Below are 18,982 nucleotides of genomic sequence, written 5' to 3' on the forward strand. Positions count from 1 at the left end.
CGCCGCCCCCGCCTCAAGCGCCGAAAGCGCTACAGGGTCTTCTTGTAACCGAGATGGCTCGCGGTGAAGCCCAGCTGTTCGTAGAAGCGATGCGCCTCCGGACGCTTCCGGTCTGTCGTCAACTGGACCAGACCGCATCCCCGCGCGCGGCATGCCTCGATGGCCCATTCGAAGGCTCGCCGACCCAGCCCTGCTCCCCGGAGGTCGGCGGCGATGCGCACCCCCTCGATCTGGCCGCGCCACATCCCTTTCCTGGACAGGCCGGGAATGAAGCTGATCTGCAGGGTCCCGACCACCCGTTCGCCCGCCGTCGCCACCGCCAGCATCTGGTTCGGATCGGCTTCGATGGCCGCGAAGGCATCGAGATAGGCCGCGAGCAGCGGCTCGCTCGCGTCTTCGCGCAACCGCCCGATGGGATCGTCGGCCAGCAGGGCGACAATGGCCGGGACGTCGGGAGCGCGGGCGCGGCGAAAGGCGACGGTGTCCATCGCTGTTCTCATAGAGAGCGCCGCGCCCGTCCGACAACCACCGACAGACCGGAACCGGGCGGGCGATCCGGGTGTTCTCCGCCCATGCCGAAAGACAGGTCCTCCCCCGACGATCCCCGGCAAGGCCCCCTGCAACCCGTGGCGGGTGATGGCGTCGTGGTCGTCGAAAACCCGCCGAGCGCTCCGATGCATATGACGCCGGACGAGGCCGACATCTCGGGCATCCGCATGCTCGACGCTGCGGACCGGTCCCGCCATCCGACGAAGTCCGGCAAGACCGGGACCGGTCGGGGCGCTGGCAAGAAATCAGGCCAGTAGCGCCTTCAACACGGCGTCCAGCACAGGCCGACCCGACGCAGTCGCCGTGACCCTTCCGGAGCGTGATTCCAGGAACCCGTCCTCGATCAGGCCGGCGAACGGCCCGGCGTCCGTCGAGCGGCCCAGCCTCGCGAGATCCGCCAGCGCCGCGCCTTCCAAGGTGCGCAATCCGAGCAGGACCCGCTCCTCCGCCGCCGCGCCCGCCTCCAGCGTCTCGCGCTCGCTCCATGCGGCGCCGGTCTCGACGCCCGCGACGTAGTCGGCGATGCCGCGATGGGCCATGGTCGCCGTCCGCGCGCCGTCCAACGTCAGCCGCCCATGTGCGCCCGGGCCGACGCCGATGTAGTCGCCGCCTCGCCAGACATGCAGATTGTGCGCCGAGCGCCCCGCGGCGCCCCGCGCGTGGTTGGACACCTCATAGGCCTCGAACCCGGCTTGCTCGAGCACCGCCTGGGTGGTCTCGTAGAGGGCGGCGGCCTTATCCTCGTCCGGCGGCGTCCAGACGCCCCGCGCCACCGCCCGGCCGAAGGCGGTCGTGGGCTCTATGGTCAGCTGGTAGGGCGAGACGTGCTCGAAGCCGAGGTCCAGCGCCTCGATCAGTTCCGCCGTCCAGCCCTCGACGGTCTGACCGGGTCGGGCGTAGATCAGGTCGATCGACAACCGTGGGAAGGCCCGCCCCGCCACCGCCACGGCCCGTCGCGCCTCGTCCGCGGTATGGTTGCGGCCGAGGAAGGCCAGGGCCGCGTCTTCCAGCGCCTGCACCCCCAGCGACAACCGGTTCACGCCGGCGTCCGCGAGGGCCGCGAACCGGTGCGCTTCGGCGTCGGTCGGATTGGCCTCGAGGGTGATCTCGACCGGCTGCCGTGGAGGGAACAGGTCGTGGGCCCGCGCGATCACCTCCGCCACCGCCTCCGGCGCCATCAGTGAAGGCGTGCCGCCGCCGAAGAAGATCGAAGCCAGCCGCCGGGGTCCCGCCAACGCCGCCTGCGCCTCCACGTCCGTCAGGATGGCCCGGATGAGGGCCGTCTGCTCCTCGCCCCGCCCCCGGTCCCTGAACACGTTGAAGTCGCAGTAGGGGCAGATGCGCGCGCAGTAGGGCCAGTGGACGTACAGAGCCACGTCCGTCCCGGGCGCGGGGACCGGGTCAGTCAATCAGCGCGGCCTTCAGCTTCTCGAACGCCCGGGCCCGGTGGCTGATGGAGTCCTTCAGTTTCGGATCCAGTTCTCCGAAGGTCTGTTCGTAGCCGTCGGGGATGAAGATCGGATCGTAGCCGAAACCGCGGTCGCCGCGCGGCGGAAAGGTCAGACATCCCTCGACGCGGCCTTCGACCACCACCGCGGGGCCGTCCGGCCAGGCCACCGCCAGCGCCGAGCTGAACCACGCCCGTCGATCGTCGGAGCCAACCTCCTCCAGCCGTTCCTCGACCTTGCCCATGGCCATGGCGAAATCCTTGTCGGGTCCGGCCCAGCGAGCGGAGAAGATGCCCGGCGCTCCACCCAGAGCGGCCACGGACAGGCCGGAGTCGTCCGCCAGGGCGACCTCGCCCGAGCGATCCGCCGCGTGCCGCGCCTTGAGCAGGGCGTTGCCGGCGAAGGTGCTCTCCGTCTCGTCCGGTTCGGGCAGATTCAGCGCCCCGGCGGTGACCACCTCGTAATGTCCGCCCAGGAGGGCCTCGATCTCGGGAACCTTGCCGGGATTGTGGGTCGCCGCGACGATCCGCATCCCCTTGATAAGCTTCAATTTCATCTCGATCACGCAGCCTGTAACGATCTATTGCCAAAGTTTAATATCGTTAAACGATATGTAACATGACTTCCCATCACGCACGGCCTATCTATTAAGCCAAGGACGGACGCCGTGACGTTCCCCCGATATGAGCCTTAGCGGCAATATCGATGCAGCGGCCCCACAAAAGAGGGGTGAAAACATCCCTCACTCAGGAATACAGAGAACGACAATGAACACCATGAACGCTTCCCTCTTCATCGAAAAGGTCGGCCACGGCATCCTCAACGCCTTCCTGCTCGCCGCCCTGCCGACCGCTCTGGTCGCCACGCTCGTCCAGGCCCTGTGATTCAGCCTTGGCCCAAGTCGCCCGTCCGGGCGGCCGGCCAACAGAAAGTCTCACCGGAGCTTTGACGATCCGCATGACAAACGCGATGAATAAGACCGCGTGTGGGTTCGCCGGACCCCGCGCGGCACTCGCGCCCCGACTTCCGGCCTGAACGAGGCCCCATGCGAGTCCCGAAGACCACATCGCTCGGGATCCGCCCCTCCCTGCCTCATCTGAGCCTGGTCTCGATTTCCGGCGTGGCGAGCGCCGCCTGCACCGTCGCCTTCTGGGTCCTGACCGTCGCCGCCGTCCTGGTGCCCGCCGCCGTGATCGGCCGCAAACTCCTCTCGCCGGACACCATGCTGATCGCGGGCGAAGGCGAGAACGCCATCCAGCTTCCCCTGCCGTGGGCCTATGTGTTGCTGGTGGCCGTCGCCGCCTTCGCCTATCTGGCCACCTCCGCCCTGATTTTCCGCCTGCTGCTGCGCATCGTCGCCACCCTGCGCGTGGGCGATCCCTTCCATCCGCTCAACGTCCGCCGGCTGCACCAGATCGGCGCCGCCTTCGCCACGGTCACCGTCGGCGTCTGGGTCGGCCAGTTCCTCGTCGCCCGCTTCGTGCGCGGAGCCATGGCGGCCCCGAGCCTGTTCGACCTGATCACCCCCTCCTTCGCCGTCGTCATCATCGTGGTTATCGCCGAGGTGTTCCGCGAAGGCGCCCGTCTGCGCCGCGAATCCGAACTGACCATCTGAAAGGATCGCGCGTCGGCTTTCCGTCTCCGCGCCCGCCGGTATAGAGAACCCCCATGGCCATTCGCGTACAGCTCGACCGCATCCTCCTCGAACGGCGCATGTCGCTGACCGAGCTGGCCGATCGCGTCGGCGTCACCCTGGCCAATCTGTCGATCCTCAAGACCGGCAAGGCCCGCGCCATCCGTTTCACCACCCTCGACGCCCTGTGCCGCGAGCTGGACTGCCAGCCGGGCGACCTGCTGACGCAGGAGCCGGGGCCGCAGGACGCCGGCTCGGACGAGGACGCCGACGGGGACGCCCCCGGCTCCACATGAGCCGCCGCGACGACCTGAGCCCGGAGGACCGCCGCATCTGGGCCCGGGTCGCCGGCTCGGTGACGCCGTCGAAGCCGAAGAAGGCCCTCCGCGTCGTCCCCGGCGCCGCCGATCCAGGCCCGCCCGCCGCGCCTCTGCCCAAGGGGCCCGTGAAAGCCCGCGCCGCCACGCCGCCCTATGCCCCGCCACCCACGGCGCCCGCCCGCGCGCGCGGCCTGCCCGAGGCGCTGGAGCCGCGCCGGCAGCGCCGGCTATCGCGCGAGCGCGATCCGATCGAGGCCCGTATAGACCTGCACGGCTACGGCCGTTTCCAGGCCCAGGACGCCCTGACCGCCTTCCTGATCGGGGCGCAGGCGCGGGGCTATCGCTCGGTGCTGGTAATCACCGGTCAGGGCCGGCGCGGCGGCAGCGGCGTGATCCGCGCCTCGGTGCACGAGTGGCTGCAGGCGCCTGCGCTGCGCGGCGTGGTGTCAGGCTTCGCGGCGGCCGCCCGCCATCACGGCGGCGAGGGAGCGCTCTACGTGACGATCCGGCGGCGCTAGAGCCGCAGCCCCGCGTTTTTCGCCAGCGCCTCAAGGGACACCATCGGCCGCGGACCCCAGTGGGCGATGACCTCGGCGGCGGCGAGGGAGCCGAGCTTGCCGGCGTCCTCGAGGGACAGGCCGCGGGCGAGGCCGAGCAGGAAGCCGGCGGCGTACTGGTCGCCGGCGCCGGTGGTGTCGATCACCTTGTCGACCGGACAGGCGGCGACCTCGACCCGCTCCGCCCCGCCGCTTCCGAACACCACCGAGCCGTTCGCCCCGCGCGTCACCGCGGCGGTCTCGACGATCCGGCCCAGATGAGCGGCGGCGGCGTCGAAGTCCTCGGTTTCGAACAGGGCCGCCAGCTCGGCCTCGTTGGCCAACACGATGTCGGTCGAGGCCTCGATGAAGGCCAGCAGTTCGGCCCGCCAGCGGTGGACCACGAAACTGTCTGACAGGGTAATGGCGACCTTCCGGCCCGCGGCGTGGGCGGCGGCGGCGGCGGCTTCGAAGGCGGCGCGGGCCGGGGCCGGGTCGAATAGATAGCCCTCGAGATAGACGATGGCCGAGGCCCCTATCAGGTCGGCGTCGATGTCGTCGGCCCGTAACTGGTTGGCGGCGCCGAGGAAGGTGCACATGGTGCGCTGGCCGTCAGGGGTGACATTGATCATGCAGACGCCGGTGGCGGCGTCCTCCAGCGGCGGAGTCTCGAACCGCACCCCGACCGCGCGGATGTCGTGGATGAACACGCCGCCCAGCTGGTCGTCGGCGACCTTGCCGATATAGGCCGCCCGCCCGCCGAACGAGCCGATCCCCGCCACGGTGTTGCCCGCCGAGCCGCCCGAGGCCTCGACCCCGGCGTTCATCGCCGCATACAGGGCGGCGCTGCGCTCCGCGTCGACCAGCTGCATCGAGCCGGCGGTCAGCCCCTGCACTTCGAGGAAGGCGGGGTCACAGGGGGCGAGGACGTCGACGATGGCGTTGCCGACGGCGCAGACGTCATAGGTGGGGGCGGCGCGAGAATGGCTTTGGGTCATGCGGCGGCGTTTAGCGGACCGGTCGGGCCAAGCCAACGAAAAACCCATAAGGATATCTTTATGGGATCGTCGCACATCGCTATAGCGGCCTCATGACCCGTGTCGCCGTCCTGACTCCCGACCCCGCCGACCCGTCCTTCGCCGGCCAGTGGCCCGGGGTGCTGGAGCGACTCGCCACCGCCCTGTCGGAGGCCGGGATCACCGCCGAGGCCGCCCCCTGGATCGACCATGTCGAGGACGCGTCCGGCCTGACCGGCTACCCGCTGGTCCTGCCGCTGCTCGCCTGGGGCTATCACCGCGACCACCCGCGCTGGCTGCTCGGCTGCAAGACCTGGGCGGCGGCGGGCGTGCGGATGCTCAATCCGCCGTCGGTGATCGGCTGGAACTCGGACAAATCCTACCTCGGGCGGCTGGCGGACAAGGGCGTGCCTATCCCCGAAACCCTTTGGGTCGAGAGCATGGTCCAAGGCGACGCCGACGCCGCCTTTGATCGCTTCGGGACCGATACGATCATCGTCAAGCCGCGCGTGTCGGGCGGGGCGTGGAAGACCCTGCGTGTGTCGCGCGGCGAGGCTCTGACGGACGCCCCCGACGGCCCGTCGATGATCCAGCCCTACCTGCCTTCGATCGAGACCGAGGGCGAGACCTCGCTGCTGTTCTTCGGCGGGGCGCTTAGTCACGCGGTCAACAAGCGGCCGGTGACCGGCGAGTTCCGCATCCAGGTCCAGTACGGCGGCAAATATCAGGCCCTCGCCGAACCGCCCGCCGGTGCAATGGCCTTGGCGCGGCAGACCCTGGCCGCCATAGACGAAGACCTGCTCTACGCCCGCATCGACATGGCCCGCGGCCCCGACGGCGGCTGGCTGCTGATGGAGGCCGAGCTGATCGAGCCGGACTTCTATCTGGGCTCGGCCCCGGAGGGCGGGGCCCGGTTCGCGGAGGCGGTCAAGGCGCGGCTATGATGGTCCGCCTCTTGCGGGAGCGCGCCGCTTGAGTTGGTCGATTGCCAGCAACGTCATGCTGGCCATGAAGCTAAGGGCAACCTGGGTCGAGGCAGTCAGATAGCTGGGCGGAAGGAATTTCGCGCGGGCCTGTCCAGGCGCCCAGCCAAGGTCAGCCCCGCCATCGGGGAAGACTTCGGCAAACGCAATCTCCACCCGAACGACGAGAAGCGCCCCGGCGAGGAGTCCAGTGATCGCACACGCTGCCGCAATCACCCGAACATACCGGCGCGTTTCTGATCGGAGGAAGCTGAATCCGCCAAAGGCGAGGAGCGCCGCCAGCAACAGCCTCGGAATGAGTTCGTCTGGATAGAGGCTGGTCAAAACGGAGAGGACAACATCGCTCGCGTCATTACCGCTGCCGGCGACCATCGAGGCCACGACCGCTGTCGTCGTCAAGGCCATGATCAGACCAATGGATGACATCCAAAGAGGTTGGAAGCGGCGCACCCCTGTCCCCAATATTCTTCCTACCCTAGCCCGCCGCCCCCAGCGCCTGAAGCCCCGCGCGTGACGGGCACAGGTCGCTGATCACGCAGGCGCTGCATTTCGGCTTGCGCGCCGTGCAGGTGTAGCGGCCGTGCAGGATCAGCCAGTGGTGGGCCTTGGGCAGCCACGGACCAGGCACAACGTGATGCAGCTGCGCCTCGACCTTGTCGGGAGTGGCGGCGTTGGCGAGGCCGAGTCGATGCGAGACGCGGAACACATGGGTGTCCACCGCGATGGCCGGCTCGATGCCCAGTTCGTTCAGCACCACGCTGGCGGTCTTGCGGCCGACGCCGGGCAGGGCCTGTAGCGCCGCCCTGTTCAGCGGGACCTCGCCGCCGTGCTCATCCAGCAGGATGCGGCTGAGAGCGATGACGTTGCGCGCCTTGCCGCGATACAGACCGATCGACGAGATGAAGGGGGTCAGCCCTTCTTCTCCCAAGGCCAGCATCGTCTCCGGCGTATTCGCCACCGCGAACAGCTGGTCGGTAGCCTTGTTCACCGCGACGTCGGTGGCCTGGGCCGACAGGGCGACGGCGACGACAAGGGTGAAGGGGCTGGAGAAGTTCAGCTCGGTTTTCGGGTCGGGCATGACCCGCGCCAGGTATTCGAAGACGGCCTCGACCCGCTCCTCGTCCGGCGGCCAGCCGAGCACGGGAACCACGGCTCCGGTCATGACGGCAGGACGTTTGGGGGCGGGACCGGCGGCGCGGCGGCGCGTCCTGGATTTCGCGGGGTCAGCCATGGGCCTGTCGTTCGAGGAGGATGTCGCAGTGCAAGGTCGGGGTTCCCACGGCCGGGTCAAGGCGTCATCAACTTGTGTAGCAATGTTAAGGGTTTGTTGGCCCGCGGATGGCAAACGGAGGCCATGTCCATCGACGTAAAACTGAATGAAGGCCTCCGCCGGGCTTCGGTCACCGTTCTGCCCGGCCCGCAGACCAAGACCGTCGCCGACGCCGTGCTTGGACTGACGACAAAGCGTCCGGCGCTGGGCGGTTGGGACTGGATCATCGACATCCGCAACCCCCACGTCCAGGCGACCCTCGAGGAGATCGAAAGCATCGCCGCGGCCTTCAACGCCGCGACCAGTCAGCAGAGCTACACGATCTTCATCAGCAACGACCCGGGGACCTACGACCGATGCGCCCTGCTGGGGCCGAAGTTCGTCCGCCGCCGGCATCTGGTGGCGACCAGCATGGCCGAGGCTCTCAGTCTGCTGCCGATCAACATGCAGAGCATCTGACCCGACAGGCGGCGGGCCGGGGTTGGCGCGGAGGCGATGGGGGTCTAGGGACGCCCGGTCTGTGCTCCGGAGTTCCCCATGCTGATTCACCTGTCGTCCTGGCCCGAGATCGATGCCCGGCTGAACACGACGAAGACCGTCGTCGTTCCCATCGGATCGAACGAGCAGCATGGGCCGACCGGCCTGCTGGGCACCGACTGGCTGTGCCCGGAGATCATCGCCCACGCCGCCGAAAAACAGGATGAATCCCTGGTCGTGGCCCCGACCTTCAACATCGGCATGGCCCAACATCATCTGGCCTTCGCCGGAACGATCAGCCTGCGGCCCTCGACCTTCATGGCGGCCATCACCGACTGGGTCTCGTCGCTGAGCCGGCACGGCTTCGAGCGGATCTATTTCCTCAACGGCCACGGCGGCAACGTGGCCACCATCGAGGCTACCTTCGCCGAAATCTACGCCGAATGGAGCTTCGTCGAGGAGCAGCCGCCGTTCGTTTTGAAGCTGAAGAACTGGTGGGACCTGCCGGGCGTGCACAGCTTCTGTACGAAGATGTTTCCAACCGGCCATGGCATGCACGCTACCCCGTCCGAAATCGCCGTGACGCAGGCCGCCTATCCCGAGCTGGTCAAGACCGCCGATCTGGACCCGAAGATCGCGCCGGTGGGACCGATCCGCGACGCACTGGACTACCGCGCCCGTTTCCCCGACGGCCGCATCGGCTCCGATCCGCTGCAGGCCAGCCCGGAAAAGGGACAACAGATCATCGACGTCGCCGTCCCGGCCCTGCTCCGGGACGTGGCCGACTTCTCCGCCGAGGCCTTGCCGTAGGCGGCGGCGCGGCGCACGGTCGCGGCATGATCGATCAAGCCAACCGCGCCGCCCGCTCCGGACAGGAACTTCTGCAGGCCTCAGGGGACGTCATCGCCCGGCGACTCGAGATCGTCGCCGATGGTTTCCGCGACCCGCTGAAGGCGGACCTGCGCGAGATGAGCCTGATGGGGTCCGAGAAGGTCGAGGCCCTCACCGCCTCGGCCGGCGTCGGCCTCAACGGCGCGATGAGCCTGGCCGCCACGACCGCCGCCGTCGCCGCGCGCGAGACCGCGGCGGCACAGGGCGCGCTCAACGCCGTCCTGACCGCCCGCAACCCGGCCGAGGCCGCGCTGGCGCAGGGCAGCTGGGTCACGGCCGCCATGGGTCGCGCCGTGAGCGACGGCTGGGCCTTCGGCGCCTCGATCATGAAGCTTCAGGCCGAGACGCTCGCGCCCATCCACGCCGCCGCCGTGGCCAACGCGAAGCGGCTGAAACGCTGAACGGAATCAGCCAGTTGGATGTCGCCCCCATCCCACCGGCGCCGTCTGTAGCGAATGTCGCGCTTGTCGCTGGTCTTGTCGACGATGTCGCTGGCCAGGTGTCGCGCGTGTATCGCGCGAAATGTATCGGCTTCAACGCCTCGTAATTCTACCGGAACGGAGGCTCGTCGAAGGCCCGGAGCTTGCGGGAATGCAGGCGGGAACCCTCGGCCCTCAGCAGGTCCACCGCCTGGATGCCGATCTGCAGATGCTCGGAGATCGAACCTTCGTAGAAGCGATTGGCCTGACCGGGCAGCTTGATCTCGCCGTGCAGGGGCCGGTCGGAGACGCACAGCAGAGTGCCGTAGGGGACACGGAACCGGTAGCCTTGGGCGGCGATGGTGGCGCTCTCCATGTCGATGGCGACGGCCCGGCTCTGGTTGAAGCGCTGGGCTGACTTGGAATAACGCAGCTCCCAATTGCGGTCGTCGGTGGTCACCACAGTGCCGGTGCGCAGGCGGCGCTTGACCTCCTCGCCTGGCGCGCCCGAGACCATCTTGGCCGCGTCGTACAGGGCCCGCTGGACCTCGGCGATGCTGGGGATCGGGATGTCCGGCGGCAGCACGGCGTCCAGCACATGGTCGTCGCGCAGATAGGCGTGGGCCAGCACATAGTCGCCGATCACCTGGCTGTCGCGCAGGCCGCCGCAGTGGCCGATCATCATCCAGGCGTGGGGGCGGGTCACCGCGAGGTGGTCGCAGATGGTCTTGGCGTTGGACGGGCCGACGCCGATGTTGACCAGCGTGATGCCGTTCCAGCCCGGCGCCGTCAGATGGTAGGCCGGCATCTGGTGCTTCTTCCAGGCGGCGTCCATCACAGCCTGTTCGGGATTGGGCGTGTCGCGCGTGATGATCACCCCGCCCGCGCACGACAGCGTCTCATAGGGACTGTCCGGATCAGCCAGCTGGGCGCAAGCCCAGCGCACGAACTCGTCGACGTATCTGTTGTAATTGGTGAACAAAATATAGGACTGGACGTCCTCGACCGGGGTTCCGGTGTAGTGGCGCAACCGGGCCAGGGAGAAGTCGGTGCGCAGGCCGTCGAACTGGGCCAGCGGAAAATCGTCGGCCAGATCGAACAGCCCGTCCGAGATCTCGTCGCCGATATGGGCCAGGTCGGTGGTCGGGAAATAGCGGGCCACGGCAGCGGTCTGGCTGCGATCCAGCGCCACGTCCGAGCCGTCCATCACATAGGGGAACGGAATCTCCTGCTCCGACGGCCCGACCTCGAAGGTCGCGCCGTAGTCGGCCTCGAGCAGGCCGAGTTGCTCGGTCAGATAGGGGCGGAACAGCTCGGGCCGGGTGATGGTGGTCGCATAGACTCCGGGCCGCGACAGCCGGGCATAGGATCGGGTCGCCAAATTGGCGGGCCGCTCGCCGAACCAGCTGACGCGCAACTGCGGATAGGAGAACAGGCCGCGTGCGCGCGCCTCGGGATCGGGCCGCTTGCCCGTGGCGAGAAAGGTGCTCACCGCCTCGCGGAGGTTGGCCACGGCCTGATTGTAGAGGACTTCGAGACGGTCCAGCGCCTCGGGGCCGCTGAGGGCCGATTTGATCGTGTCTGTCATGGCCTCCGATAACGGAAGAAGACGACAATGGCGAGGCTTGGCGACGCGGTCAGATCAGTTCGCGCTTCAGGAAGGCTGTCACGTCATCCAGCACCGGCGCCTTCTTGCGGAACAGCGGCGAGAAGGTCGCGATCAGATCGGTGTGGTTCAGGCCCGGATAGAGCTTCGCCTCGCAACGCCCGCCGGCCGCAAGCATGCGCTCGCACAGGATAGTCGTGTCCTCGGCGTGGACCACCTCATCCTCCGTCCCGTGGCCCAGCCACAGTGGCGGCGCGTCGGGACGCACGAAGGTGACGGGCTGGGTCAGGGTCAGGTCCGGGGCCCGGCCAAAGGCGTTGATCGAGGCCGCCACGTCGAGCGGCAGGAAGTCATACGGCCCCGCCAGACCGGCGGCCGCCTTGATCAGCCCCGGCGCGCTCGCGCCGGCCATATAGCGGCGGTCGAGCGCGATCATCATGGCCAGATGGGCGCCGGCCGAATGACCGAGGACGCCAAGCCGCGCCGGGTCGCCCCCCCAGGACCGCGCCAACTCGCCGACGCGGGCGGTCGCCGTCGCCGCATCCTCGATGAAGCCGGGAAAGCGTACCGTCGGGACCAGCCGGTAGTCGGGCACAGCGACCAAGAACCCTCGCGCCGCCAAGGCGTGAGCGGCCCAGCCGTAGTGCTCGCGCGAGCCCGAATCCCAGCCGCCGCCATAGAAGAAGACCAGCACCGGCCACGGCCTGTCCGCCGCCGCCGTTGGGGCCAGCACGTCCATCCGCTGGCGCGGATCGTCGCCGTAGGGAACGCCGCTCGCCAGTTTGCGCGCTCCCCGATCGCGAGGGCCGAGCGCGTTCAGGGCGGCGAGCGGCGAACAGGCGGCCGCCAGGGCCGCGGCGGCGGGAACCAGAAATCCTCTGCGGGTCATAATCTCTCGAATCCGGCGGACGGCCGACAGGATACGCACGAAGCGCCCTTCCGGCTCAATCATCGCGCCGATGCGATCAATGCCCCGCAGTTGGCGTCGTCGGCGAGGCCCGGGTCCACGAAGGCCGCCAGCGCCGCGAACGGGTTGACCAGCGCGCCGAGAATCGCGCCGACGCCGCCCTGGGCCGCCACGGCGCCGCGGTCGATGTCGACCTTCGGCGAGGTCAGCGGACCCGTCACCATGATCGGCGCCCACAAGCGGACCAGCCGCGCCTCCTTGGTCTCGCCGTCGATACGCAGGTTCAGGGTTTCGGACCCGAAATCGATCGTGCCGCTGCCCTAGGCCACAACGGGTGTCGTGTCGATGACGAAGGTCTTGGCCGTCGCCGTGCCGCCGCTGACGGTGAAGTCGGCCACCGCGCAGCGGATTTCCGCCGTCGAGGCGTCATCCAGTTTGAACAGGCCCGCCAGAACGTGAACGCCCATCAGCTCGGCGAAGGCAGCGCGCATCCGGCCCTGTGGCACGACCAGGCTGACAGTTCCCTTCGACCCGGCGGCGAAGTCGTGCACCGAGGCGCCGGAACCCTCGAGCCGGGCCCGGCCCAGCGCCTGCCCGGTCACGGTCGGTACGCCGCCGCGGGCGGGAATGATCGATTCCAGCGGATAGCCGCGCAAGCGGAAATCGATGGCGCTGTAAGGGGTGTCGCGCGTGGCGTTGATCTTCGCCGTGCCGCGCAGCTCCCCGCGGTTGAAGGTGAAGGCGACCGGATCGAGAGCGAGGACGCCGCTCTTCAGGTCCGCCCCGATGTCGACCTGGCGCACGTCGAGATCATTGCGCTTCACCTGCGCCGCCCGGTAGCGCAATGTTCCATCCATCACCCGCAACCGCCGGACGTCGAGCGGCGCGTCCGGAAGCAGGCGGCCCGGGGCGCCGGACGACGCCACCGTGTTCCCCGCGGAGGTGACCCGGGGTTCTGCTCCCAGCACCGCCATCAGGTCGTCGATGTCGAGCAGGCGGGAGCGCAGTTCGGCGTCCACCCGGCGCCGGTCGCCGACCTTGTCGACCACAATATCCCCAGACAGGTCAGAAGATCCGACGCGGCCCGTGAAATCAGCGAAGCTGAATTTGGCGCCGTCACGCGTCAGCTTGCCGGCCAGCCGATAGGGCGGCGTGTTGGGCGTGGTGATGCCGGTCAACAGGTAGATGTCGGCCAGGTCACGCCCCTGCATCCGGAGGGTGGCGTCGAACCGGCCAAGGTCGAAGGGCCGGGTGATGGAGCCGTCGGCGACCAGCCGGGCGCCTACGCCGGCGATCTCTCCGTGGAAGGCGTAGGGCCGGTCGCGGCGGATGTTGATGAAGGGGCCGCCCCGAACCAGCACGGTCAGAGGCGTGCCATTGATCGTCCCCTCGCCGTCCAGATGAAAGCCGCCCTGCTCGTCGGAGCCTTCGCGGGCGTTGATTGTCGCTTCAAGTCGAATGTTGCGGCCTTGCTCGTCCAGCGATATTTGGCCTTCCTCGATCAGCAGCCGGTTGATCGGCGGCAGTTTCAGCCCCTCACCGGTATCCCGGGCGTCCGGATCGAGCCGCCAGCTCTGTCGCCCGTCATCGGTCGCGATCAGCACGGCCCGGGGCCGGGTGACGGCGACCAGCGGCATCTCGACATGGCCCGCCAGCAGGGCCCGGAGCCTGATCGAGGCGCGCAAATCCTCGACCGTCAGGGTGTCCTGGTCGCGCGCCCAGTCCGGCCCGCCGATGCGCAGTCCCCGCACCCGCGCTGACGGCGTCCAGCTGAACAGGTTGACGTCGAGATCGCCGTTCAGTTCGATCTCGCGGTCATACTCCGCCGACGCCCAGCGCCCGATCGGCCCGCGAAGCAGGTTCCAGTCGAACAACAGCAGAAACAGGACGATCCCGGCGATCAGCAGCAAGGTGACGGTCGCTGCGATCTTCTCGGGCGGGCCCGGCCGACGCGCGGCCGCATAAAGAGGATCGTTCTCGACCACCCAATCGCGCCATTCGCGCATCCGCGCCCCAGCCGGAGTGAGGGCGCGGTCCCGCACGACGAGCCAGTTGGGCTTCTCCTTCAAAGGGTTGCGCACGCTCCGCGTCTCCGTCGAAGCCTTCTCAACGCACGAGCGGCGGGAAAGGCTCAGCAGCGACCGCCTCTCCTGCGCCTTCCGACTCCGCCCTCCCCCAACTGCGGGCAAGAAAAAGGGTGCCCCGGATGGAAGCGCCCCTTTCCGCGTCTAGAGACGACCTCAGTCCGCCGGCTTCAGATGTTTGTCCAGCCAGCCGAACACCTCGGTGTGCCACTGCCGGCTGTTGGCCGGTTTCAGCACCCAGTGGTTCTCATCCGGGAAGACCACCAACCGGCTGTCGACGCCGCGCCGCTGCAGGGCGGTGAAGGTCGACAGGCTCTGGGTGGTGGGAACGCGGAAGTCGAGGTCGCCTTGAATCACCAGCATCGGGTCGCGCCAGTTGTGGACATGGTTGGCCGGGTTGAACTGCTGGTAGGCGCGGGGATTGTCATAGGGCGTGCCCCCGTTCTCCCATTCGGTAAACCACAGCTCCTCGGTGGCGTAGCCCATGCCGAAGGTGTCGAAGATGCCGTCGTGGTTGACCAGGCAGTCGAACTCGCCGGCCCAGTTGCCGGCGATCCAGTTGACCATGTAGCCGCCGTAGGATGCGCCGAGAGCGCAGGCGTTGTCGCCGTCGAGGAAGGGGTAGGCGCGCTGGGCATGGGCCCAACCCTTCTGAAGATCTTCCAGCGGGCGATCGCCCCAGTGCTGGGTGATCGAATCGGTGAAGGCCTGGCCGTAGCCGGTCGAGCCGTGGAAATCGATCATCACCACGCCATAGCCCGCGCCGGCGTAGGTCATCGGATTCCAGCGATAGGACCAGCTGTTGCCGAACGAGCCCTGCGGCCCCCCGTGGATCAGGAAGGCGACCGGGTATTTCTCCCCCTCGACATGGTTTGGCGGCTTGATGACGTAGCCGTGCACGGTCTCGCCGTTCCAGCCCTCGAAGGTGAACTGCTCCGGCTCGCCGAACGCCTTGTCGTCGAGCTGCGGGTTCACATTGGTGATGCGGCGCGGCATCTCGCGGCCGAGGAAGGTCTTCACATACAGTTCGCTTGGTCGGGTCAGAGAATCCTGGGCGAAGACGAAACCGGACGGGGTTTGCTGGAAGGTCGAGACGTGGCCCGGACCGGTGACCGGCACGACGACGCCGTTGCGGGTGTCGATGGAGAAGATACGGGTTTGACCGACGTCGCCGGCGGTGGCGTAGAGGGTGCTCCCGTCCTGCGACCATTGCAGGCTGTCGGCCGAGCGGTCCCAGTTGGCCGCGATCTGCCGGACCCGGCCGGTCTCCATGTCGCGCAGGAAGATGGCGTATTTATCGGCCTCGAAGCCGGGCCGGGCCATGGCGCGGTAGGCCAGGGTGCGGCCGTCGGGTGAAAACACCGGGCCGGTGTCCCAGGCGTCATTGTCGTCGGTCAGATTCTCGAACGTGCCGTCGCCGCTCAGCCCATTGGTCCGGTAGAGGTCGAAATTGGTGCTCCACGGCTCGCTCTGGCCCGCCAGTCGGGCGGAGAACACCACCGCGTCGCCCTCGGGCGTGAAGGTGAACTCGCCCTCATCGCCGAACGGCTTCGAGGGAGTGTCCCCGTCGAAGCCTTTCGTCACCCAGACCGGCTCACCCGATCCGTCGGTGCTGACCACGAACAGGTGGTTCTGGGTCCCGTCCTTCCACGTGTCCCAGTGGCGCACGAACATGCGGTCGTAGACCTGTCCGGTGCTCTTGCTGTCGGCCTCGGCCTTCATCCGGTCGACGGTGCAGGCCAGGTCGCCGCAGGACGGGAAGACGGATAGCGATACGACCACCTTGCCGGCGTCGCGGCTCAGCCGGTAGGCGTTGACGTCCACCGGCAGGTCGGTGACCTGCACGGGATTGGTCCCGCCGGCGTCTGCGCGCCAGACCTGACTGGAGCCGGAACGGCCCGACAGGAAATACAGCTTGCCGTCCGAGCCCCAGCGCGCGGTGTTGGCGCCGCCATCGTTGATCGCCAGCCGGCGCCCCTCGCCGGGGTCGTTCAGGTCCATGATGTGGAGCGAGCCCTGCCGTCGGTTGGCCTCCACGTCCGTGGTGGTCACCGAATAGACCACCCACCGGCCATCCGGGGACACCTGCGGGTCGCCCAGGCGGTTGGCGCTGATCATGTCGCGCCAGGTGAAGGGTTCGGCGGCTTGCGTGGCGGTGGCGGACGAAACCGGCACCGCGGGGGCCTCGGCCATGGCCGGCAGGGCGGCCCCGGCGAGAAGGGCCACGGCGCTGAGGCCGGTCAGAAGGCGGGTCACGGACATCATGCGCGGGGTCCTCGGCTTGCGGGGTTATTCGGCGCGAAGGGGTGGCGCCGGGAGGGCCGCGCGTCAATGCCGAGGCGCGTCTCGCGTCTTGCGGAGCGCCCCGGGACCGGCGACAAACCTCCGGCATGACCGCATCCGCCCGGATCTCACCCGCAGCGCCGCCAGACGCCGCCCCGGCGCACATCTGCGATGTGCTGATCTCCGAGCGGGCGCCGCGGCTGACCGGCTCGATCGCCTGGCCCCTGGTTCGCCCCTTTCTCTACAAGCTGCTCAATTACCGCCACGCCGTCCGCATGGCGGACGCCGTGCAACCGCTCTCCGGGGCCGAGGCGCTGGAATATATGAGCGACCTGCTCGACCTGAAGGTCTCGGTGATGAACGCGAACCGGATCCCGGCGTCCGGCCGCTGTGTCGTCGTCGCCAATCATCCCACCGGCATCGCCGACGGCATCGCTGTGTTCGACGCGATCCGGGCGCGGCGGGCGGACGCCGTTTTCTTCGCCAACGCCGACGCCCTGCGCGTCTCCCCCCGACTGGGCGAGACGGTGATCCCCGTCGAATGGGTGGTCGAGAAACGCACCCGCGAGAAGACCCGGGCCACCCTTCTGGCGGCCAAGGCGGCGTTCGAGGCCGAGCGCTGCCTGGTCATGTTCCCGGCCGGCCGGCTGGCGCGGGTGGGGCGCGACGGCTCGGTGACCGATCCGGAATGGGCCCCGACCGCCGCCTCTCTGGCCCGGAAGTACAACGCGCCGATCGTGCCGGTTCATGTGGCCGGACCGAACTCGCGCCTTTTCCACGCCTTCGATCGGGTGTCGCCGGAGTTGCGCGATATCACCCTCTTCCACGAACTGCTCAACAAGAAGCGCAAACGGTTCGATCTCAAGGTGGGCAAGCCGATCCCCCCGTCCCGGATCGATATCGACGCGGCCCGGGCGACCTATGGGCTGAAAGCCTTCACCGAACGGGTCCTGCCCAGCCAGCCGGACGCCGACTTTGCCTGAGCGGAACATGACGCTGACCCTGACGGACGCCGACGCCACCGCCCGGCTGGGCGGGCGCATCGCGCCGCTGCTGGCGCCGGGCGAGGCTCTGCTGCTCTATGGTCCGCTGGGCACGGGCAAGTCCACCCTGGCGCGCGGGCTGATCCGCGCTCTGACCCGCCCGGACGAGGACGTGCCTTCGCCGACCTTCACCCTCGTGCAATTCTATGAGAGCGATCCGCCGGTGGCGCATTTCGACCTCTACCGGCTGACCCGCGCCGACGAGGCGGCCGAGATTGGCCTCGACGAAGCGCTCGAGGACGGCTGCGTGGTGATCGAATGGCCCGAGCGGCTGGGCGAGGAACCCGCCGCCTGGCTGGGCCCCGACCGGCTGTCTGTCGTGCTGGCGGAAGCGGGCGCTGGACGCGTTGCGACCATTTCTGGCGTAGGGGCGTGGGAATCGAAACTGATGAGCCTCCATGTCTGATCGCGAACAGCAACGTATCGAATTCCTTAAGTCATCCGGTCTTGCCGACGCCGCCCGTGCGCCCCTGCCCGGCGACGCCTCGACGCGCCGGTATGAGCGGCTGACCACCCCGCGGGGCGCCACCCTGATGCTGATGGATCAGGCCCCCGCCGCCGAATCGCCGCCGTGCGACCCGGCATGGTCGGCCGACGAACGCCGCGCCCACGGTTGGAACGCCGTGGCTCGCCTCTCAGCCGGCCGCATTGAGGCCTTCGCGGCGGTAGCGGCCCACTTCCGCGACGCGGGGCTGTCAGCTCCGGAGATCATCGCCGTCGACGCGCCCAACGGCCTCGCGGTGATCGAGGATTACGGCGACGACCTGTTCGCCCGGGTGATCGAGACCGGCGAACCCGAGGCGCCGCTGTATCTGGCCGCCGTCGATGCATTGGCCCGGCTGCACCTCGTCGCCACCCTGCCGTCCGAGATCGACGGACCCGCCGGGCGGTGGCCGCTGCTGACCTATGACGCCGTGGCGCTGCAGGGCGGCGTGGACCTGTTCGTCGAATGGATGCCGAAGCTGCACCCGGACCTCGATTTCGGCGAAGCGGCCGTTGATGAATGGCGCGCCGCCTGGGCGCCGATCGCGGCCATGGGCGAGGCGAAGGCGTGGACCGTGACTCACCGGGACTATCACGCCGAGAACCTGATCTGGCTGCCTGGGCGGGCCGATCACCGCCGGGTCGGCATGATCGACTTCCAGGACGCGGTGCTGGCCCATCCGGTGTGGGATCTCCACTCCCTGTTGCAGGACGCCCGTCGCGACGTGCCGCCCGAGATCGAAGACGCGGCTCTCGATCACTATTTCGACGTTATGATGGTGGACCGCGCAGCCTACCGCCGCGACTACGCCGCCCTCGCCGCCCTGAACGAGGCGCGCATCCTCGGCGTCTTCGCCCGGCTGATCGCCCGCGACGGCAAGCCGCGCTATCGTCAATTCATGCCACGCGTCTGGGGCCATCTGAACGCCAATCTGAAGAAGCCGGGACTGGAGGTCGTCGCGAGCTGGTTCAATCGCCATGTCCCGGACGCGAGACGAGGATGAGCACCGACCTCGGCAAGGCCCCCAGGACCG

The 18,982-nt window shown here is 68.5% G+C and carries 22 protein-coding genes; 11 read left to right on the forward strand and 11 right to left on the reverse strand.

The genetic code is table 11. The features are described from left to right. Positions 1–29 precede the first annotated feature (29 nt). The gene (locus HNQ67_RS05535) at positions 30–488 is read right to left on the reverse strand and encodes a GNAT family N-acetyltransferase (RefSeq protein ID WP_183253213.1); all 459 of its coding nucleotides are present in this window, start codon (positions 486–488) and stop codon (positions 30–32) included. An 84-nt stretch (positions 489–572) separates the two neighbouring features. Here HNQ67_RS05535 and HNQ67_RS05540 point away from each other — a divergent pair, with 84 nt between their 5' ends. Then, entirely contained in the window at positions 573–806 is a 234-nt protein-coding gene (locus HNQ67_RS05540; protein ID WP_183253215.1) for a hypothetical protein, read from the forward strand. Here HNQ67_RS05540 and hemW read toward each other — a convergent pair. Together hemW and rdgB are read right to left on the reverse strand one after the other, a co-directional pair. Beyond that, on the reverse strand, positions 795–1,958 hold the full coding sequence (hemW, locus tag HNQ67_RS05545) for a radical SAM family heme chaperone HemW (RefSeq protein WP_183253217.1): 1,164 nt from the start codon (positions 1,956–1,958) through the stop codon (positions 795–797). The genes HNQ67_RS05540 and hemW overlap by 12 nt on opposite strands. Next, a complete protein-coding gene (rdgB, locus tag HNQ67_RS05550; RefSeq protein ID WP_183253219.1) occupies positions 1,951–2,553 on the reverse strand; it encodes an RdgB/HAM1 family non-canonical purine NTP pyrophosphatase in 603 nt (200 codons plus the stop codon). The genes hemW and rdgB overlap by 8 nt, the downstream gene beginning before the upstream one ends. A 489-nt stretch (positions 2,554–3,042) precedes the next feature. On the opposite strand from rdgB, the gene HNQ67_RS05555 reads away from it, so the two are divergent. Genes HNQ67_RS05555 through HNQ67_RS05565 form a run of 3 tightly spaced genes read left to right on the forward strand, consistent with a single transcriptional unit; the run spans position 3,043 to position 4,468 of the window. Further along, positions 3,043–3,612: a DUF2975 domain-containing protein gene (locus HNQ67_RS05555; protein ID WP_183253220.1), complete on the forward strand. Its 570-nt coding sequence runs from the start codon at positions 3,043–3,045 to the stop codon at positions 3,610–3,612. Between the two features lie 53 nt (positions 3,613–3,665). Next, complete coding sequence (locus HNQ67_RS05560) at positions 3,666–3,926, forward strand: helix-turn-helix domain-containing protein (protein ID WP_183253222.1); 261 nt, start codon at positions 3,666–3,668, stop codon at positions 3,924–3,926. Then, positions 3,923–4,468: a Smr/MutS family protein gene (locus tag HNQ67_RS05565; protein ID WP_183253224.1), complete on the forward strand. Its 546-nt coding sequence runs from the start codon at positions 3,923–3,925 to the stop codon at positions 4,466–4,468. Before HNQ67_RS05560 ends, HNQ67_RS05565 begins: the two co-directional genes overlap by 4 nt. Here HNQ67_RS05565 and HNQ67_RS05570 read toward each other — a convergent pair. Continuing rightward, complete coding sequence (locus tag HNQ67_RS05570; protein ID WP_183253226.1) at positions 4,465–5,484, reverse strand: adenosine kinase; 1,020 nt, start codon at positions 5,482–5,484, stop codon at positions 4,465–4,467. The two genes, HNQ67_RS05565 and HNQ67_RS05570, sit on opposite strands and share 4 nt — an antisense overlap. 92 nt (positions 5,485–5,576) lie before the next feature. On the opposite strand from HNQ67_RS05570, the gene HNQ67_RS05575 reads away from it, so the two are divergent. Beyond that, complete coding sequence (locus HNQ67_RS05575; protein ID WP_183253228.1) at positions 5,577–6,446, forward strand: ATP-grasp domain-containing protein; 870 nt, start codon at positions 5,577–5,579, stop codon at positions 6,444–6,446. Here HNQ67_RS05575 and HNQ67_RS05580 read toward each other — a convergent pair. Together HNQ67_RS05580 and nth are read right to left on the reverse strand one after the other, a co-directional pair. Further along, entirely contained in the window at positions 6,441–6,935 is a 495-nt protein-coding gene (locus HNQ67_RS05580; protein ID WP_183253230.1) for a hypothetical protein, read from the reverse strand. The genes HNQ67_RS05575 and HNQ67_RS05580 overlap by 6 nt on opposite strands. 25 nt (positions 6,936–6,960) lie before the next feature. Beyond that, complete coding sequence (gene nth, locus HNQ67_RS05585) at positions 6,961–7,716, reverse strand: endonuclease III (RefSeq protein ID WP_183253232.1); 756 nt, start codon at positions 7,714–7,716, stop codon at positions 6,961–6,963. Between the two features lie 123 nt (positions 7,717–7,839). Here nth and HNQ67_RS05590 point away from each other — a divergent pair, with 123 nt between their 5' ends. From HNQ67_RS05590 to HNQ67_RS05600, 3 genes are all read left to right on the forward strand, one after another. Then, positions 7,840–8,214 (forward strand): hypothetical protein, encoded by a 375-nt coding sequence (locus HNQ67_RS05590; RefSeq protein ID WP_183253234.1) that lies wholly within the window; start codon positions 7,840–7,842, stop codon positions 8,212–8,214. 78 nt (positions 8,215–8,292) lie between these two features. Then, positions 8,293–9,042, forward strand: coding sequence for a creatininase family protein (locus HNQ67_RS05595; protein WP_183253236.1), 750 nt, complete (start codon positions 8,293–8,295; stop codon positions 9,040–9,042). 26 nt (positions 9,043–9,068) lie between these two features. After that, entirely contained in the window at positions 9,069–9,524 is a 456-nt protein-coding gene (locus tag HNQ67_RS05600; RefSeq protein ID WP_183253238.1) for a phasin family protein, read from the forward strand. A 148-nt stretch (positions 9,525–9,672) separates the two neighbouring features. Here HNQ67_RS05600 and HNQ67_RS05605 read toward each other — a convergent pair whose 3' ends face one another. The 5 genes from HNQ67_RS05605 to HNQ67_RS05620 all read right to left on the reverse strand — a co-directional run bounded on the left by HNQ67_RS05605 (position 9,673) and on the right by HNQ67_RS05620 (position 16,404). Then, entirely contained in the window at positions 9,673–11,130 is a 1,458-nt protein-coding gene (locus tag HNQ67_RS05605) for an AMP nucleosidase (RefSeq protein WP_183253240.1), read from the reverse strand. 49 nt (positions 11,131–11,179) lie between these two features. Continuing rightward, a complete protein-coding gene (locus tag HNQ67_RS05610) occupies positions 11,180–12,037 on the reverse strand; it encodes an alpha/beta hydrolase (protein WP_183253242.1) in 858 nt (285 codons plus the stop codon). Between the two features lie 59 nt (positions 12,038–12,096). Beyond that, positions 12,097–12,279 (reverse strand): hypothetical protein, encoded by a 183-nt coding sequence (locus HNQ67_RS13600; RefSeq protein WP_246347464.1) that lies wholly within the window; start codon positions 12,277–12,279, stop codon positions 12,097–12,099. A 96-nt stretch (positions 12,280–12,375) separates the two neighbouring features. Beyond that, positions 12,376–14,136 (reverse strand): AsmA family protein, encoded by a 1,761-nt coding sequence (locus HNQ67_RS05615; protein WP_343054827.1) that lies wholly within the window; start codon positions 14,134–14,136, stop codon positions 12,376–12,378. Between the two features lie 159 nt (positions 14,137–14,295). Then, positions 14,296–16,404, reverse strand: a complete 2,109-nt coding sequence (locus HNQ67_RS05620) for a S9 family peptidase (protein WP_183253244.1) — start codon at positions 16,402–16,404, stop codon at positions 14,296–14,298. Between the two features lie 125 nt (positions 16,405–16,529). Between HNQ67_RS05620 and HNQ67_RS05625 the strand changes: the two genes are divergently transcribed. From HNQ67_RS05625 to amgK, 3 genes are read left to right on the forward strand one after another with little or no spacing between them, the layout of a single operon-like run. Further along, positions 16,530–17,405 (forward strand): GNAT family N-acetyltransferase, encoded by an 876-nt coding sequence (locus HNQ67_RS05625; protein WP_183253245.1) that lies wholly within the window; start codon positions 16,530–16,532, stop codon positions 17,403–17,405. A gap of 7 nt (positions 17,406–17,412) precedes the next feature. After that, positions 17,413–17,871, forward strand: coding sequence for a tRNA (adenosine(37)-N6)-threonylcarbamoyltransferase complex ATPase subunit type 1 TsaE (tsaE, locus tag HNQ67_RS05630; protein WP_183253247.1), 459 nt, complete (start codon positions 17,413–17,415; stop codon positions 17,869–17,871). Beyond that, positions 17,864–18,952, forward strand: a complete 1,089-nt coding sequence (gene amgK / locus HNQ67_RS05635; RefSeq protein ID WP_183253249.1) for an N-acetylmuramate/N-acetylglucosamine kinase AmgK — start codon at positions 17,864–17,866, stop codon at positions 18,950–18,952. Before tsaE ends, amgK begins: the two co-directional genes overlap by 8 nt. The last annotated feature ends 30 nt before the right edge of the window (positions 18,953–18,982 follow it).

It is taken from the genome of Brevundimonas basaltis, from assembly GCF_014202075.1.
Taxonomy (GTDB): Bacteria; Pseudomonadota; Alphaproteobacteria; order Caulobacterales; family Caulobacteraceae; genus Brevundimonas; species Brevundimonas basaltis.